Source organism: Streptomyces sp. NPDC006450, assembly GCF_040612195.1.
GTDB lineage: Bacteria > Actinomycetota > Actinomycetes > Streptomycetales > Streptomycetaceae > Streptomyces.
The window spans coordinates 1-16,822 of sequence record NZ_JBEXPT010000060.1 but is presented as its reverse complement, the minus strand read 5'-3'; the positions used below and the strand labels follow the sequence as shown (position 1 = coordinate 16,822).

The window sequence follows — 16,822 nt, the reverse complement described above, 5'->3', positions numbered from 1 at the left end:
CCTCCTTGCAGTCGCTTGCTGGTCTGCCGAGTCTAATGTTCGCCACTTGGCCGTTGGTGAGGCGCGGTCCCGGTCAGGTCACACCTTTGTCATACCTGTACACATCAGTACGGAGCCACACCCACCAAAAGGGTGCATACCCGCACGTCTGTGCTCACGCGGGCACGCGCAGGTGCCCGATGCCACACGAGGTGGCACCGGGCACTGTGACGGTTCTTACCGCCGCGTCACGCTCCGCACACGCCGGTCAGGCGCGCCCGGCCGTCTTCTGCGTCTTGCGGGTGATCGAGTCGATCACCACGGTGGCGAGGAGGACCGCGCCGGTGATCATGTACTGGATCGGCGTCGCGATTCCCTCCAGGGCCAGACCGTACTGGATGGAGGTGATGACCATGACGCCGAGGAGGGCGTTCCAGGTCCGGCCGCGGCCGCCGAAGAGGCTGGTGCCGCCGATGACGGCCGCCGCGATCACGTTCATCAGCAGGTCGCCGGCGCCGGCGCTCTGGTTCGCCGCCGCGATCTTGGAGGCCCAGAAGAGGCCGCCGATCGCCGCGAAGGTGCCGGCGATCGCGAAGACCGTGATCCGGACCCGGTTGACGTTGATGCCGGCGCGGCGGGAGGCCTCGACGCTGCCGCCGAGGGCGAAGACCTGGCGGCCGAAGGTGGTGCGCCGCAGGAGGAAGTCCGTGGCGACCAGGGCCAGCAGGAAGAGCACGATCGCCAGCGGCAGGCCCTTGTACTGGTTGAACACCATGGCCGGACCGAAGGTGAACACCGCGAGGAGCGCGGTGCGCAGCAGGATCTCGCCGAGCGGCCGGGAGGGGATCCCCGCGGCCGCGCGGCGCCGGTTGTCGGAGAACGTGGCGAGGAAGTAGCCCACCACGGCGACGGCGGCGAGCCCGTAGCCGACGGCCACGTCGGAGAAGAAGTACGTGGTCAGCTGCCCGACCACGCCATCGGAGTCGAGGTTGATCGTGCCGTTGCTGCCCAGGATCTGCAGCATGGCGCCGGACCAGAAGAGCAGGCCCGACAGGGTGACGGCGAAGGCCGGGGCACCGATCTTGGCGAAGAAGAAGCCGTGGAGGGAGCCGATCAGGGCACCTCCGGCGATCGCCGCGAGGATGGCCAGCCATTCGTTGACGCCGTTGGTGACCGAGAGGACGGCCACGATCGCGCCCGAGACGCCGCTGACCGAGCCGACCGACAGGTCGATCTCGCCGAGCAGCAGGACGAAGATGATGCCGACCGCCATCATGCCGGTGGCCGTCATCGTGATCGCGATGTTGGTGAGGTTCTCGGCGCCGAGGAAGTTCGAGTTCAGGCCCTGGAAGATGCTCCAGATGATGATCAGGCCGAGGACGACGGGCACGGAGCCCAGGTCGCCGGCCTTGAGCTTGCGGCCGAACTCGTTCACGTACCCGGCGAGGCCCTGCTCGCGGACGAGCAGGCGGGGGTCCACGGCCGGGATGGCATCGTGCGCGGCGGCCGGGTTGACGGGGTCTATGTGCTGGGTGCTCACTTGCGGGCCTCCCCGGTGCGGGCCGCCCGGCGGGTCACGGCGTTGTCCGTGGCCCCGGTGATGGCGGAGATGATCTCTTCCTGCGACGTGTCCTTCACGGAGAAGACGCCGTTGTTGCGGCCCAGCCGCAGGACGGCCACCTTGTCGGCCACGGCCTTCACATCGGCCATGTTGTGGCTGATGAGGATGACGGCGTGGCCGCGCTCGCGCAGCCGCTCGACCAGGTCGAGCACCTGTGCGGTCTGCTCGACGCCGAGGGCCGCGGTGGGCTCGTCCAGGATCACGAGCTGGGGCTCGCCCAGCATGGAGCGGGCGATCGCCACGGTCTGGCGCTGGCCGCCGGAGAGCGAGGCGATGGGGATGCGGACGCTGGGGATCCGGATGGACAGGGTGGTCAGGAGCTCGCGTGCGCGCCGCTCCATCTCCACCTCGTCGAGGACGCCGCGCCGCTTGAGCTCGCGTCCCAGGAAGAGGTTGCCGACGACATCGATGTTGTCGCACAGCGCGAGGTCCTGGTAGACCGTCGCGATGCCCAGGTTCTGGGCGTCGTGGGGCTTGGTGATCGAGACCGGGCGGCCCTCCCACTCGATGACTCCGTCATCGATGGGGTGCACGCCGGCGATCGTCTTGACCAGCGTGGACTTACCGGCGCCGTTGTCGCCGACGAGGGCGACCACCTCGCCGGAGTGGATCTCGAGTTCTACGTCGGTGAGGGCCTGAACGGCACCGAACCGCTTCGAGACCCCTCGCAACGCCAGTACGGGCGCAGCGGACACATGAACCATCTCCTTGCCGCCTGACCGGCGGGGATGTCGTACAAAAGAGCGGGACCACAGGGGATGTGAGAGAAACGTTTCTGTCCGGCGCCCCGCCAGTGGCGGGATGGAGGCGGGAGCGCCGGACAGGCTTGGGGGCCGCTCGGCGGACCGAGCGGCGGGGGGCCTACTTCAGGCCGAGGGTGGCGCAGGCGGCCGCGTACTTTTCGGTGCAGATCTCGTCGACCGTGTAGACGTTGTCCCGGATGACGGTGTCCTTGACGTTCGCCTTGGTCAGCGAGACGACGGGGATCAGCAGGGACGGAACGTCCTTGGTGGTGGGGCTGTCGACCTTGGCGGTGGCGGTGGTCGCGATCGACTCGCCCTTGGCGAGGGCCACGGCCATCTTCGCGGCGGCCTCGGCCTCGGGGGCGTACGGCTTGTAGACGCTCATGAACTGCTCGCCCGCAACGATCCGCTGCACACCGGCGAGTTCGGCGTCCTGGCCCGTGACGGGGGGCAGGGGGGACACGCCGGCCGCCTTGAGGGCGGTGATGATGCCGCCTGCCATGCCGTCATTGGCGGAGTAGACGCCGATGACCTTGTCCTTGCCGAGCGCCGAGAGTGCGGCCGCCATGTTGGTGTTGGCGTTCTCCGGCTTCCACTCGACGGTGTCGTACTCCTTGCCGACGTTCACCTTGCCGTCGAGGACGGAGTGCGCGCCCTTCTTGAACAACGCGGCGTTCGGGTCGGTGACGGAGCCGTTCATCATGACGATCTGGCCGTCCTTGGCCTTGTCGCCCAGCGCCTCCACGAGCGCCTTGCCCTGGACCTTGCCGACCTCTTCGTTGTCGAAGGAGGTGTAGGCGCTGATCGGGCCCTCGGCGAGGCGGTCGTAGGCCACGACCGGGATGCCGGCCTCCTTGGCCTTCTTGACCGAGCCCGCGATGGCCTTGGAGTCCACCGCGTCGATGATCAGGACGTTCACCTTGTTGGTGATCATCGTGTCGACCTGGGAGTTCTGCGTGGTCGCGTCCTGCTTGGCGTTGGCGTAGACGACCTCGCCCTTGCCCGCGGTGAGGTCCTTGACCGCCTTCTCGATGAGCGGCTTGTCGAACTTCTCGTAACGCGCGGTCTGGTTCTCCGGCAGGAGCAGACCGACCTTGATCGCGCCGCCCTTGACCGCGCCGGTGGCGTTGTCCTTCGTGTCCCCGGACTCCTTCGCGCTGCCGCAAGCGGCGAGCGAGACGGCCATGGTGCCGGCGGCAACGGCGACGGCGACTCTGCGCATACGCGTGTTCATTACTTGAACCTCCCTGACGAGGCCGCAGCACTGCGGCCGAGGTGGATGTGAGTCAACCCCGGCCGCGAGTTTGTCGTCAAGGAGTGAATGCTTAACGAGATGACAACGACGCCATTCGTTATCTAACTGAAGACAAGACGGCGGGAGCTCGCACTCCACTTCCATTTTCCGCCAAAAGCGTCGAATCGCCCATCTCGCTCAGCACGAGGGCCAGCGCGCCCAGTACCTCGGCCCGCCCGCCCAGGGACCCCGTGAGCACCGACAACTGCCGGGCCGCACTGGGGATCGCGTACCTCCCCACTGATTCACGGATGGGGGCCAGGACCAGTTCACCGGCGTCCGCGAGCGAGCCGCCCAGGACCACCCTGCTCGGGTTCAGGAGGTTGCACAGACTGGCCACGCCGCTGCCGATGTGGCGGCCCACGTCCGTGATCACCCGACGGCAGCCGGGGTCCCCGTCCCGGGCCAGTTCCACCACCCGTTCCATCGTCAACTCCGGTCCGTGGCTGCTCTGCAGGAGCGGCAGCACGTACCGGGCGGCGGCGAAGGTCTCCAGGCAGCCGCGGTTGCCGCAGCGGCAGACCGGGCCCGATTCGTCGAGCGTGATGTGCCCGATCTCGCCCGCCGTGCCGCCGGGTCCCCGGTAGATCTGGCCGTTGATCACGAGCCCCGCGCCGACACCGCTGGCCACCTTGATGTAGGCCAGGTCCTTCACTCCCCGGCCGCTCCCCCAGACGAGTTCACCGAGGGCTCCGAGGTTCGCGTCGTTGTCCACGTACACCGGTACGCCCAGGCGCTGCGAGAGCTCGCGCCGCGGGTTGATCCCGGCCCAGCCCGGCAGGATCGCGGTGGACCCGAGGGTGCCGGACTCCAGGTCGATGGGGCCCGGGACGCCGAGCCCGACGCCGATGACCTTGTCCCGGCCGATCCCTATGCCCTCGACGAGCCGTCCCACCAGGGCTTCCGCCCGGTCGAAGCCGTCGACCCAGGAGGCGTCCACGTCCAGCGGCTCGGATTCCTCGGCCAGTACCTGGTGGGCGAGGTTGCCCACGGCCACGCGCAGGTGGGTGTGGCCGAAGTCCACACCGATGACGATGCCCGCGTCACCGCTGAGCGAGACGCTGCGCGCCCGCCTGCCGCCGGCCGAGGTGTCCGTGACCTCGACGGTCCCGGCCTCCTTGAGCTCCCGGACGATATTGGAGACCGTGGCCGCCGACAGTCCGGTGCTCCGGGCGATCTCCGCCTGGGTCAGCGAACCGGCGAGCCGTACCGCCCGTACGACGCGCTCCAGATTGGCGCGATGCAGTGAAGACTGCGATCCGGGAGTCTGCACGACTCATCCACTCCTGCCCATAAGCAACGGCAAGCCGTCGCCCCCCGGCCGGGGCTGTCAGCGGCTGCATGCCCCGACTGACACGAGACCCCGGCGTCTCTCCAACTTGTGAACCTTAATCCGAGCCTTTGCGCCTCGCGACGTCAAGAGGCCGCGGCAGTACGAATCGGCCACTACCGGTCATAAGTATGAGAGAAACCTCCATCCCACTCGTGCTACGGTCGCCGTGGCGCTGGTCTTCACGGTCTTCACGGCCGGATCGGGCGCCCACTGTCACACAAGCGCTACGCGAGGAGGTGTTCGGGATGAGTCCCGATCGAAGTCCTTGCAGCGCTCTCCTCGGCTGAGCTCCCTGAGCGGCCGGTCTCTCTTCGAGTGTGCACGCCCGCGGCCCCTCGCCGCCTCCGTGCGTTTCTGCATTCACCTTCGTAACCCCTTCCGCACGCCCTGACGCTTCCGTCGGGCGCGCGTCATCCATGCCCATCGGCGTGCCCCGCGGCCGTACGTGCCGCTCGACGCCGACCCATGATCACTCCACGTGACCGCGCGGCTCCGCGCTGCCCGGACACCGTGGAGGGAGGTATGTGCCATGACCATGCTCACCCCCCGTACCCCCACGAAGCTCGCACCCCCGGGCCGGGCCCGCCGCGAACGCAAGACCGCCGAGCTGGAGGCCCGTACCCGGGTCGTCGGCGAGCGGCTCGCCGAGATCAGTGCCCGTCCGGGCGTCCGGGTCCTGCAGTCCGTCGACGCCTCCCGCAACGGCCTCACCCACGCCGAGGCCGCGCTGCGCCTGGAGCGCCACGGCTCCAACGTCATCGCCCAGGAACGCGCCCCCCGCTGGTACGTCCAGCTGGCGAGGGCGTACGCGAATCCCTTCATCGGCGTTCTGGTCTTCCTGGCGGCCGTCATGTACTGGCAGGACCCCGGCGACCCGGGCGTCGTCATCCTCTCGGTGATGGTCGGGGTCAGCGGCCTGCTGCGCTTCTGGCAGGAGTACCGCTCGGGCCGGGCGGCCGACGCGCTGAAGCAGCTCGTCACCACCACCTGCGCGGTGCAGCGCCGGGCGGGCAGCGGCGCGGCCCCCACCACCTTCGAGATCCCGATGGACCAGGTGGTCCCCGGCGACGTGGTCAAGCTGGCCGCCGGCGACCTGATCCCGGCCGACCTGCGGCTCATCACCGCCAAGGACCTCATGGTGGGCCAGGCCGCCCTGTCCGGGGAGTCCCTGCCGGTCGCCAAGGCCGACACCCGGGCGGACGACCTCGGCCAGAGCGCGACCACCGACCCCGTCGAGGCCGACAACCTCTGCCTGATGGGCACGTCGGTGACCTCCGGCACCGCCACCGGACTCGTCGTCGCCACGGGCTCCGACACCTACTTCGGCTCGATGGCCGGATCCCTGGTCGGCGAGCGCCCGGAGACCAACTTCGACACCGGGGTGCGCAAGGTCAGCTTCCTGCTGATCCGCTTCATGCTGGTGATGGTCCCCGTCGTCTTCATGATCAACGGCTTCACCAAGGGCGACTGGGAGGCCGCCTTCCTCCTCGGCATCGCCGTGGCGGTCGGCCTGACCCCCGAGATGCTGCCGATGGTCGTCTCCGCCAACCTGGCGCGCGGCGCCGTGGCGATGTCCAAGCGCAAGGTGGTCGTCAAGCGGCTCAACGCGATCCAGAACCTGGGCGCCATGGACGTGCTCTGCACGGACAAGACCGGCACCCTCACCGAGGACCGGATCGTCCTGGACCGCTACCTCGACGTGCACGGCGACGAGGACAACGAGGTCCTGGAGTACGGCTACCTCAACGCGCACTTCCAGACGGGCCTGAAGAACCTGATGGACCAGGCGGTCATCGACCGCGTGGGCGAGGCCGAGGAGGTTGTCGTCGATGCCCGGTTCTCGATGGTCGACGAGATCCCCTTCGACTTCGCCCGGCGCCGGATGTCCGTGGTCCTGAACCGCAACAGCATCGTCGGCGGCTCCGGCCGGCCCGAGCACGTCATGATCACCAAGGGTGCCGTCGAGGAAGTCCTCGCCCGGTGCACCCACATGACGGACCGCGGGCAGAAGGTCGAGCTGACCGAACAGCTCCGGTGGCACGTCACCCGGATCGCCGAGGACAACAACCGCCAGGGCCTGCGCGTCCTCGCCGTCGCCACCCGCACGATGGACACGCCCCGCGACACCTACACGGTGGCCGACGAGGACGGCCTGACCCTGGTCGGCTTCCTCGCCTTCCTCGACCCGCCGAAGGCCGACGCCGCCCGGGCCCTGCAGGGCCTGGCCGACAAGGGCATCGCGGTCAAGGTGGTCACCGGCGACAACGAGCTCGTCGCGGCCCGCGTCTGCGCCGATGTCGGCCTCACGGTCGGCCACGTGGTGCGCGGCACCGAGATCGACGCCCTCGACGACACCGAACTGCGCGCGCTGGCCGCACGGACGACGGTCTTCGCCAAGGTCAACCCCGTCCAGAAGGCCCGGATCGTACGGGCCCTGCAGGCCGACGGCCACACGGTCGGCTTCCTCGGGGACGGCATCAACGACGCGGCCGCGCTGCGCGACGCGGACGTCGGCATCTCCGTCGACACCGCCGTCGACATCGCCAAGGAGTCCGCCGACATCATCCTGCTGGAGAAGGACCTGACCGTCCTGGAGCAGGGCGTGATCCAGGGCCGGACCACCTTCGGCAACACCATCAAGTACATCAAGATGACGGCCAGCTCCAACTTCGGCAACGTCTTCTCGGTGCTGGTGGCGAGCGCCTTCATCCCCTTCCAGCCGATGCTGGCGATCATGCTGCTGGTGCAGAACCTGGTCTACGACATCGCCCAGCTGGCCACCCCGTGGGACCGGATGGACGAGGAGTACCTGAGGAAGCCGCGCAACTGGGACGCCAAGGGAATCGGCCGCTTCATGCTCTGCATCGGCCCGATCAGCTCGATCTTCGACATCGCGATGTTCGTCATCATGTGGAACGTGTTCGCCGCCAACAGCGAGGCGCACGCGGCGCTCTTCCAGTCCGGCTGGTTCATCGAGGGCCTGCTCTCGCAGACCCTGGTCGTCCACATGATCCGTACCCGCAGGATCCCCTTCATCCAGTCGCGGGCGTCCTGGCCGGTGATGGTGATGACCGTCCTCGCGGTGCTGACCGGGCTCTTCCTGCCCTTCTCGCCGCTGGCCTCCTCGCTGGGCTTCGTCCCGCTGCCGACGAGCTACTTCCCCTGGCTCATCGGCGTACTGCTGGCGTACTGCACGCTCACGCAGCTGCTGAAGACCGTGTACATCCGCAGGTTCGGCACCTGGCTCTAGGAGCCGCGCACGCAGGAAGGGAGAAGGCCGGTGACGCTCACCGAATGGGAGATGGCCGGGCACCTGGTCGCGGCGCTCGGATTCGGGGCGGCGATCGGCCTGGAACGGCAGTGGCGGGCCCGGATGGCGGGCCTGCGGACCAACGCCCTGGTGGCGGGCGGGGCCGCGCTCTTCGTGCTGCTCTCGCAGTACGGGTTCATGGGCGAGGTCTCGCAGGTCCAGTACGACGGCTCGCGGGTCGCCGCCCAGATCGTCTCGGGGATCGGCTTCCTGGGCGCCGGTGTGATCATGCGCGACGGGCTGAGCGTCCGGGGCCTGAACACGGCCGCCACCCTGTGGTGTTCGGCGGCCGTGGGCTGCCTCGCGGGCACCGGGATGTTCGTCCTGGCGGCCTGCGGCACGGTGGGCGTGGTGGGGGCGAACCTCCTGCTGCGCCCGCTGGGCCGGCGGATGGACCGCGAGCCGGGGGGCGGGGCCGAGGTGGCCACGGACTTCCACTTCGAGGCCGTGTGCCTGGAGGCGGAGGAGGCCCACATCCGCCACCGGCTGGTCGACGCGCTGGGCCGGCCGGGGTACCAGCTGCGCTCGATCCGCAGCCAGGACGGCCCGGAGGCCGGCCTGGTGACGGTGTCCGCGCTGCTGACCGCCGAGGGCGAGGGGGGCCGGATGCTGGAGGAAGCGGTGAGCAACCTCTCGCTGGACCCCTCCGTCTCGGCGGTCAGCTGGTCGGTGGTGCCCGATGCGTCGGGCACCACCGCATGAGTGCGGGCTACTTGAGCGTGGCCGAGGTCAGGCCCGCCTGGATCTGCCGCTGGAAGGACAGGTAGACCACCAGCATCGGGATCATCGCGATGGTCACACCGGCGAACAGCACCGGCAGGTCCGTCTCGTAGCCCATCTGGTACTGCAGCTGGATCAGGCCCTGGGTGAGCATGTAGCGCTCGGGGTCCGATCCGGTCTGCGGCTGCATCAGCACGGACGGCAGGATGTACTGGTTCCACTGCCCCAGGACATTGAATATCCCGACGCTGATCAGGCCGGGCTTGGCCATCGGCAGCATCACCTGGAAGAAGATGCGGGTGTGCGAGGCCCCGTCGATCACCGCCGCCTCGTGCACGGCCGTCGGCAGCGTCCGGAAGAACGAGTGCATGAAGAAGACGGTGAACGGCATCGAGTACGCCACGTACACCAGGATCAGACCCTGGTACGAGTTGAGCATGTCCAGCCGCTTCACCATGAAGAACAGCGGGACGAGCGCCAGGAAGACCGGGAACATGGCCCCGCTGACGAAGAAGTAGTAGATCGGACGGTTGCCCGCGAAGGGGTAGCGTGCCAGGACGTACGCGGCCATCGAGCCGAGCAGCATCGTCAGCGGGACCGAGAACACCATCACGATCAGCGTGTTGGCGAAGTAGTCCCCGATGCCCTTGTTCCAGGCGCGCCCGAAGGCGTCGAACTCCCAGTGGGCCGGCCAGCTCAGGGCCGAACTGCCGATCTGCACGTCGGTCTTGAACGAGCCGAGCACCAGCCAGATCAGCGGCAGGACGATCAGTATCCCCCACACGGCGAGGAAGCCGTGCGAGAAGACGTTGAGCACCATGCCGTCGGAACCGCTCTTGCTCCCGCGGGGCTGCCCGGTGGCGGCGGAGCGCTTCTCGGCCGCCGCCTCGCCCGGTGCTTTGATCACAGTGGTCATCGTGGTCTCCCGCTAGAACTCGACGTGCTCGCGGCGAGTGGCCCGCAGCGTGATGGCGGAGAGGATCAGGGTGAGGACGAGCATCACGACCCCCATGGCGCAGGCGTAGCCCGCATTGCCGAAGTAGAGGAAGTTACGCATCAGCACCGTCGCCATGACCTCGCTGTGGTGGTCCGGTCCGCCGCCGAACTGGCCCGAGGTCATGGTCGACACGAGGACGAACATGTCCATCGCGGCGATGCCCAGATAGACCGCGGAGGTCTGCACAGAATCCCACAGCAGGGGCAGCGTGACCTTGAAGAAGGTCTGGGCGCGCCCCGCGCCGTCGAGCAGTGCGGCTTCGTAGATGTCCTTGGGCACCGACTGCATGGCCGCCGAGAACAGGACGAGGTAGAAACCGACCCCGTGCCAGACGACGACGAGCAGCAGGCACCAGAGGACGAAGTTGGGCTCGTTGAGCCATTCGATGGGGTGGGCCGGGTCGACCAGGCCCAGTTTGGTGAGGAAACCGTTCAGCAGGCCCCCCTCGTCACTGCGGTACACGGCTCCGAAGAGCACCGCGAGGATGGCGAGGGAGAGCACCTGGGGGAAGAAGTAGATCACCTTGTAGAGGGCGGAGCCCGCCACCCCCTGGACTCCGCCGGCTCCGCTGCGCCCGCCGGCGTTCAGCATGAAGGCGAAGAACAGGGCGATGAGGATGGTGACCGTCGGGACGAACACCAGGAGCAGCAGATTGTTCAGCAGCGCGCCGCCGAAGACCTCGTCCTTCAGCAAGGCCGAGTAGTTGTCCAGCCCGACGAAGTCGAAAGTCGGTGACTGACCCGTCCAGTTGGTGAAGGAATAGCCGAACGTCTGAATGTACGGCCAGATGACAAAGGTCAGGTACAGCGCAAGGGGCAGGATGAGGAAGCCGGCGATGAAGCCGCCCCGCCCCTTGCTGTTCGCTACATGGCTCATGGTGTCCGTCCCTGGTGTTTCCGGGTGCCCGGTGGACGCGGTGTCAGCTGCGCTTGTTGTTCTTGGCGTTCGGGTCCTCGGTCGCCTTGTTTACCGCAGCCTGGGCCCGCTTGATCCATTCCTTGGGCTGGATGCGCTTGGCCATCAGCTCATTGGACGCGTTCTCCAGCTCGGTGGCCATGGCGCTGTACCAGTCGGTGTACCGGTAGTTGAACGTGTTGTCCCCGGCCCCCTTGAGTGCGGCCACGGCCGACTGCGTACCCGGGCGGAGCTTGACCGCCGGGTCGACGCCGTCCTTGAGGACGGTGAGGGAGTTGGCCTGCTGGGCGAAGAGGGTCGACCATTCGCGCGACAGCATCGAGCGGAGGAACTCCAGGCCGCCGGCCTTGTTGGCGGCCTTCTCCGGGACGATGAAGGGCTCGCCGGCGCCGGCGCGGATGGCCTCGAAGGGCAGCTTGCTGTCCGGCAGCACCGGCATCGGCAGGAACTGCATGTCGAAGTCGTCCGGGGTCTGCTTGAGCTGCTCGTTCTCCAGCCAGGAGCCGGAGGTGATGAAGGCGGCCTTGTACTGGTTCCACTGGGTCTGGGACTCGGTGTGCGTCAGGCCGTTGGTGCCCGGCATCAGCAGGTCCTTCTCGACGATCTCGTAGATCGCCTCGACGGCCTCCAGCGCGACCGGGTTGTCCGCGAAGGCGTTCGGCTCCAGGTTGTCGATCGCCTTCATGGCATCCAGGCCGCCCTTCTTGGCGATCAGGTCCATGATGGCGACGTTGATGTAGTACGGGTGCTTGCCCTGGTGGGCCAGGCCGCCGATGCCGGCCGCCTTCGCCTTCTGACAGATGTCCATGAACTCGGGCCAGGTCTTCGGCGCGGTCCAGCCCTTCTCCTTGAAGAGCTTGCCCGAGTACCACAGGCCCCAGACGGTGTACACGTACTGCAGCGCGACGAACTTGCCGCCGATCATGCCGCTTTCGACGGTCCCGGGCATCAGCGTGTCCCGGACCTTCTTGGTCGGGTCGTCGAGCGACGGGGCGTCGAGCACCACGGCGAGGTCGGCGAGCTGGTTGCCCTTCACGAGCACGTCCAGCTTGATCTGCTGGGCGCCGGAGTCGTCGACGACGTCCGGCGGGTTGCCGCCGTTGAAGCGGGGCTGCAGCTTGGAGGTGATCTCCTGGGTGGCGAGGTGCGAGGAAGTGGTGCCCCACTTCTTGTCGAACGCCGCTTCCCAGGCCTTGGCGTAGTCGTCGCCGTAGCCGCCCTTGAAGACGACCACGTCGAGCTTGCCGCCCTTGGCGACGCCGAACGGGTTCTCCTTGGTGACGGCCACCTTGGACTCGTTGCCCTTGGTCGTCTCGTCGGAGCCGGAGGCGCACGCGGACAGGAAGCTCATCGTCGGTACGGCGATCAGGCCGAGTGCCGCGGAGCGCTTGATCAGGTCCCGGCGGCCGAAGCCCTCACCGTTGCTGTGCTCGCCGTGGGCGGAGGTGGATCCCATGCTCAAGTCCTCGCCTTCGTCAGAAGTGTGAAGGAGGAAGGAAAGTGCGACTGCTGCCGCCCAGCGGACATCACCGCAGGTCCCCGCCATCCCCCCGTCCGGGGCCGCTCGTTTCGCGGTGATCCGGACGGGCACAGGTATAGTCCACTTCCGCTCCTGTGAGCAAGATCATGTACCGGTATGGGCCCCGGCTTTTCCGAGTTGAGACCTCACCGTCACCTGAGCTGGACCGTCGGAGCCGCCCGCAAAAACGGAAGGGCCGTACCCCCTTAACGGAGGTACGGCCCTTTGGTGCCGGTTTGCGCTCAGCCGCGGATGAGGTTGCGGAGCACGTACTGCGACGGGCTCCCGCCGCACGTTCGGTTCTGCAGGATCCCGAGGGCGAAGCCGAGCGCCTCCGTGCGGAACGGATCGTCGCCGTCACCACCGCGATCGCCCACGACAACCACTACCTCGCGGTCTTCCCCACCGAGCCCACCGAGGTCCGCCGACCTCCGTCGGCCGCGGCCCAGGCGGAAGCCGAAAGGCTCCGCGGCCGACCTGACACAGACGTCGCGAACCGGGTCGTCATCGACCTGTCCCCCTGTGCCGCTCCGGAACCGCAGCACAGGTCGACGACCACGGCGCGGCGCCGGGGCGAACCGCGCGGCCTCCCGCACGAGCGCCTCGGTGGGCCGCCGGGGTACGAACACCTCGGCGTAGACCTCGGCGCGCAGCCCGCAGAACTCCGCGTACACGGTTCGTCACGTTATCCGACGGCCTCGCCCTCCCCTCGGCCTCACACCTGACCGGTCGCCTCCCGCCGGCCGGTCTAACCTCGCCGGATGACTCCCTCCCTCAACCGCCTCGGCCGCACCGCACGGCGGATCGGCGAGCCGCCGTCCGGCGAGGCCGTGGCCGTATGGGCCCTCGACACGACGTCGGACGTGGTCGCCGGACACCCCGTCACCGGGGCACGGTGGATGCTGGGCGCCGCCGAGCGGGAGCGGGCCGAGCGGTTGGCGCGACAGCGGGACCGGCACCGGTACGTGGCCTCGCACGTGGGGCTGCGGGTGCTGCTGGGCGGCTACCTGGGCACGGCACCCGAGGACGTGGTCCTGGTCCGCGAGACGTGCCCGTGCTGCGGCGGACCGCACGGGCGGCCCGCCGTGGCCGGGGGCGCCCTGCACTTCTCGCTCTCGCACAGCGGGGACCTGGCCTATCTCGCGTTCTGCGGGGTGCCGGTCGGGGTCGACGTCGAGGAGGTGCCGAGCGCGGCTTCCGTGGCCGACATCCTGCCCTCCCTGCACCCGGCGGAGACGGCGGAGTTGGCCGGGATGCCCGAGGCCGAGCGGCGCGCGGCCGCGGGCCGGGTGTGGTGCCGCAAGGAGGCCTGTCTCAAAGCGAGCGGCACGGGGCTCGCGCTCGGGCTCGTGGAGCCGTACGTCGGATCGGCGTCCGCACCGGCGACGGTGCCCGGCTGGGACCTGACGGATCTGCCCGCTCCGCGGGGTTACACGGCGGCGCTCGCCGTGCGCGTACGGACACCATTCGCGCAATCGTGACATAGCGTCAGTCGAGGCCGACGGGAGGGGTGGTGTGATCCTTTCGGTGCAAGTTGGCCGGGAAGCGATGAATACAAGTCATTGTCGGTGCGGTCGCAAACGGGGAACCACCGCCTATGCGACCCCTCTTACCAGCCCCGCTCCAATTCGTTGTCGAAGTGCGGAAATTGACTGCCGACGACTGTCGAATCTCAGGTGAGGATCCGGATGCTGCGCCCCCGTCGTACGGGTGGACTCACCGTCAACCCGCCTTCTGCGCCAAGGTGCTCACGGCATCGTCTCGCAGCGGCCCTGAACAGGGACGATGACCTCGACGGGCCGTCAACCACCCTGCGGAACCGTCGATCAGGGCGCCGTCGGCGACCCCGCCCATCCCGCAGGAAACCCACCCGGGCACGCCTCGACCACAGTCATCCGAGACCGATAGGAATCAGCCAAACACCGTAGCCCGGTCGTCGACGTCATACCAAAGGGGAGGGTTCACGACAACCCACGAAAAGGCTTTCCTTCTGCCGCGCCATGCTCATAGGGTGACGCAAGATCAACTGACTGAACCCAGCCAGAAGTTCGTGCTTGCAGTTATCGCTGCAAAAGGCATTTAGGGGGAAAACGATGTCTACCGACACGTCCGAGCGTCACCTCGTCGTCGTCAACGAGGAGGAGCAGTACTCCATTTGGCCCGAAGGGAAGGAAATTCCCGCTGGCTGGCGGTCTGTGCACGGGCCGTCGGAGAAGGACGAATGTCTGGAGTACATCGAAGCGCATTGGACCGACATGCGCCCTCTGAGCCTGCGTCGTGCCATGGCCGCCGAGGATCCCGCCCTGAGTGCGACCGGCGCTGACGCGCTTCGCGCCCATGGGGAGAACACGGGTCATGCGGGGGCTTGACGTACGTCCCCGGCACGCGTCCGCCTCACGCGCCCTGCCCCCGGCGGACGTGCTGCGCCTTCTCGATTCGACACGGTCCGCGCCCGCGACCGTAGAGATCCACGGCGAGCCCTGGATCGGCAAGACCCGTCTGCTGCACCAGGTCCTCGACGCGGCGCGGGGGCAGGGCTGGGTCATCGCCCACGCCGCCGCCGTGCCGACCGCGAGCGCGTCGCCCTACCAGCTGTTCTCCGACGCCTTCGAGGAGACCCTCGCGGACCGGGGCGCCGGGGTCGCCGGCGCCGTGCCGGCCGCCCAACGCACCACCCTGGGGCTGTTGTTCCCCGCCCTCGCGCCGACGGCCGCCTCCCTTCCCGCACCCTCCCCGGAGTCCGTTCCGGCAGGTGCGGTGGGGGCGGCGCTCCGTCCGCTGCTGCGCGAACTGGCCGGGGAGACCGGCCTGGTGCTGGCCCTGGACGACGTCCACCGGGCGGACCAGGCCTCGCTCGACCTGCTGGAGAACCTCGTCCGCAGAGCGCCCGAGACCCGGCTCCTGATCCTGGTCGCCCATCGCGACCGGCAGTCGCCGCTCCGCCTGCGCGGGCTCCTGTCCTCGGTCCCCGCCGTGCGGCGGATCGAGGTCGGCCCGCTGCCCGAGCAGGAGCTCACCCCGCTCCTGCCCAAGGGCACGAGCCGCCGGCTCCGCCGGAACCTGCTCGGCCGCGCGGGCGGCAACCCGGGCCTGTTCCTCGCCCTTTCGGCCTCCCCCGACGCGTACGAGCGCACGACCACGCCCGATGTGTCGGGGCTGGCGCCGTTCACCCGCTTCCTCGACGAGTTCCGCGCGGTCTCCGACGACGGCTGGCTCGTCGCGCAGTCCGCCGCCATCCTCGGCGAGCGGTTCACGCTCCAGGAGATGGCGTCCGTGGCCGCGCTGCCCGCCGACCGCCTCGCGTCGGCCTTCGCGGAGCTGCTGCGCGAGGACATCGTCCGGCCCGGCGAGCTGGCCGGCTCGTACCGTTTCCGGCACCCCGTCCTGTGCGCGACGGCGTACCACACCACCGGTGAGGAATGGCGGCTCGCGGCACACTCGGCGGCCGCGCAGCTCGTCGGGCTGCCCGGTCCGTGCGCCCACGGGACGCCCGAGGCGCCGGCGAACCGGGCGCCGGGCGCCGACCGGGTCCGCTCGGGACTGCTCACGGGCGACTCCTGTCACGGCCTCGGCGACGAGGCCGGCCTGTACGGACAGCGCGTCCGTACGGGCAAGGCCCTGGTCGTCGCGGGACGGCCGAAACAGGCCCTGGAGGTCCTCGACCGGACCGCGCGGGCCGGCCTCACGGTCCCGCTCCTCGCCCGTGCGGAGGCGGCCGAGTGGCGGGCCAGGGCCCAACGGCTGCTCGGCAGGCACGCCCTCGCCGAGTCGGTGCTCAGGACCGTCCGCTCGGAGGTGGCCACGGACCCCGAGGCCCTCGCGCTGGTCGACCTGGCGTGGCTCGCGGCGACGCTGGAGCGCGGCAGTCCGCCCTCCGGCGCCACACTGCCCACCCTGCGCTGGGCGGCCCGCCACGACAACCCGCTGACCAGGGCGTACGCCTGGGCGCTGCTCGGCGCCTGGGACACGGACTCGGGCCGTACCGAGCAGGCCGAGTTCCGGCTCGGCGACACGGCGGGACTGATCGACGGCATCGACGACACGACCCTCATCGGACGGCTGGACGCGCTCTACTGGCTGGCAGGCGGCCTCGCCCGGCTGGAGCAGGACGAGGAGGCGGCGCGCCACTTCGAGCGGGGACTCGGCATCGCCGCCGCGCACGATCTCCACTATCTGGTCCCGCAGTTCGCCACCGGGCTCGCCGAGGTCTGTCTGCGTCTGGGGCGCGTCGACCTCGCCGTCGAGTCGGGACGCCGGGCGGACCGGGCGGCCCACCGGATCGGCGGCGACTGTCTCCTGGCCGAGGCCGGCGCCGTGCTCTCCCGGGCCGCGTGGGTCAGCGGCGACCGGGCGGCCGGCCGGGTCGCGGCCCCCCGGGCGGCGGACCGGAC

13 protein-coding genes and 1 pseudogene are annotated in these 16,822 nt (G+C 69.1%); 5 read left to right on the top strand and 9 right to left on the bottom strand.

The features are described 5' to 3' along the window. Positions 1-247 precede the first annotated feature (247 nt). The 4 genes from ABZY57_RS19205 to ABZY57_RS19190 all read right to left on the bottom strand — a co-directional run bounded on the left by ABZY57_RS19205 (position 248) and on the right by ABZY57_RS19190 (position 4,910). Complete coding sequence (locus ABZY57_RS19205; protein WP_356513405.1) at positions 248-1,519, bottom strand: sugar ABC transporter permease; 1,272 nt, start codon at positions 1,517-1,519, stop codon at positions 248-250. Next, positions 1,516-2,304: an ATP-binding cassette domain-containing protein gene (locus ABZY57_RS19200; RefSeq protein ID WP_330333251.1), complete on the bottom strand. Its 789-nt coding sequence runs from the start codon at positions 2,302-2,304 to the stop codon at positions 1,516-1,518. Before ABZY57_RS19200 ends, ABZY57_RS19205 begins: the two co-directional genes overlap by 4 nt. A 157-nt stretch (positions 2,305-2,461) precedes the next feature. Then, positions 2,462-3,565: a substrate-binding domain-containing protein gene (locus ABZY57_RS19195; protein ID WP_356513403.1), complete on the bottom strand. Its 1,104-nt coding sequence runs from the start codon at positions 3,563-3,565 to the stop codon at positions 2,462-2,464. Positions 3,566-3,695: 130 nt separating this feature from the next. Beyond that, entirely contained in the window at positions 3,696-4,910 is a 1,215-nt protein-coding gene (locus tag ABZY57_RS19190; RefSeq protein ID WP_243331471.1) for an ROK family transcriptional regulator, read from the bottom strand. 589 nt (positions 4,911-5,499) lie between these two features. Between ABZY57_RS19190 and mgtA the strand changes: the two genes are divergently transcribed. Next, a complete protein-coding gene (gene mgtA, locus ABZY57_RS19185; protein ID WP_356513401.1) occupies positions 5,500-8,220 on the top strand; it encodes a magnesium-translocating P-type ATPase in 2,721 nt (906 codons plus the stop codon). A gap of 30 nt (positions 8,221-8,250) precedes the next feature. Further along, positions 8,251-8,982, top strand: coding sequence for an MgtC/SapB family protein (locus ABZY57_RS19180; RefSeq protein ID WP_356513399.1), 732 nt, complete (start codon positions 8,251-8,253; stop codon positions 8,980-8,982). Between the two features lie 7 nt (positions 8,983-8,989). Here the strand turns inward: ABZY57_RS19180 and ABZY57_RS19175 are convergent, their stop codons facing one another. From ABZY57_RS19175 to ABZY57_RS19155, 5 genes and pseudogenes are all read right to left on the bottom strand, one after another. Beyond that, positions 8,990-9,916 carry a carbohydrate ABC transporter permease gene (locus ABZY57_RS19175; RefSeq protein ID WP_356513397.1) on the bottom strand — a complete coding sequence of 309 codons (927 nt, stop codon included), beginning with the start codon at positions 9,914-9,916 and terminating at the stop codon, positions 8,990-8,992. A gap of 12 nt (positions 9,917-9,928) precedes the next feature. Then, positions 9,929-10,873 (bottom strand): sugar ABC transporter permease, encoded by a 945-nt coding sequence (locus ABZY57_RS19170; RefSeq protein ID WP_356513395.1) that lies wholly within the window; start codon positions 10,871-10,873, stop codon positions 9,929-9,931. 43 nt (positions 10,874-10,916) lie between these two features. Beyond that, on the bottom strand, positions 10,917-12,368 hold the full coding sequence (gene ngcE, locus ABZY57_RS19165) for an N-acetylglucosamine/diacetylchitobiose ABC transporter substrate-binding protein (protein ID WP_356513393.1): 1,452 nt from the start codon (positions 12,366-12,368) through the stop codon (positions 10,917-10,919). A gap of 305 nt (positions 12,369-12,673) precedes the next feature. Next, entirely contained in the window at positions 12,674-12,808 is a 135-nt protein-coding gene (locus ABZY57_RS19160; RefSeq protein ID WP_356513391.1) for a hypothetical protein, read from the bottom strand. 149 nt (positions 12,809-12,957) lie between these two features. Next, positions 12,958-13,105 (bottom strand): annotated as a pseudogene (locus tag ABZY57_RS19155) (putative protein N(5)-glutamine methyltransferase); the annotation flags it as partial. A gap of 87 nt (positions 13,106-13,192) precedes the next feature. On the opposite strand from ABZY57_RS19155, the gene ABZY57_RS19150 reads away from it, so the two are divergent. The 3 genes from ABZY57_RS19150 to ABZY57_RS19140 form a co-directional block, all read left to right on the top strand. Next, positions 13,193-13,912, top strand: a complete 720-nt coding sequence (locus ABZY57_RS19150) for a 4'-phosphopantetheinyl transferase superfamily protein (RefSeq protein WP_356513389.1) — start codon at positions 13,193-13,195, stop codon at positions 13,910-13,912. 612 nt (positions 13,913-14,524) lie between these two features. After that, positions 14,525-14,800: an MbtH family protein gene (locus ABZY57_RS19145; protein ID WP_356513387.1), complete on the top strand. Its 276-nt coding sequence runs from the start codon at positions 14,525-14,527 to the stop codon at positions 14,798-14,800. Continuing rightward, the coding region (locus ABZY57_RS19140) for an AAA family ATPase (RefSeq protein WP_356513385.1) at positions 14,787-16,822 on the top strand (2,036 nt) is incomplete at its 3' end. The genes ABZY57_RS19145 and ABZY57_RS19140, both read left to right, overlap by 14 nt.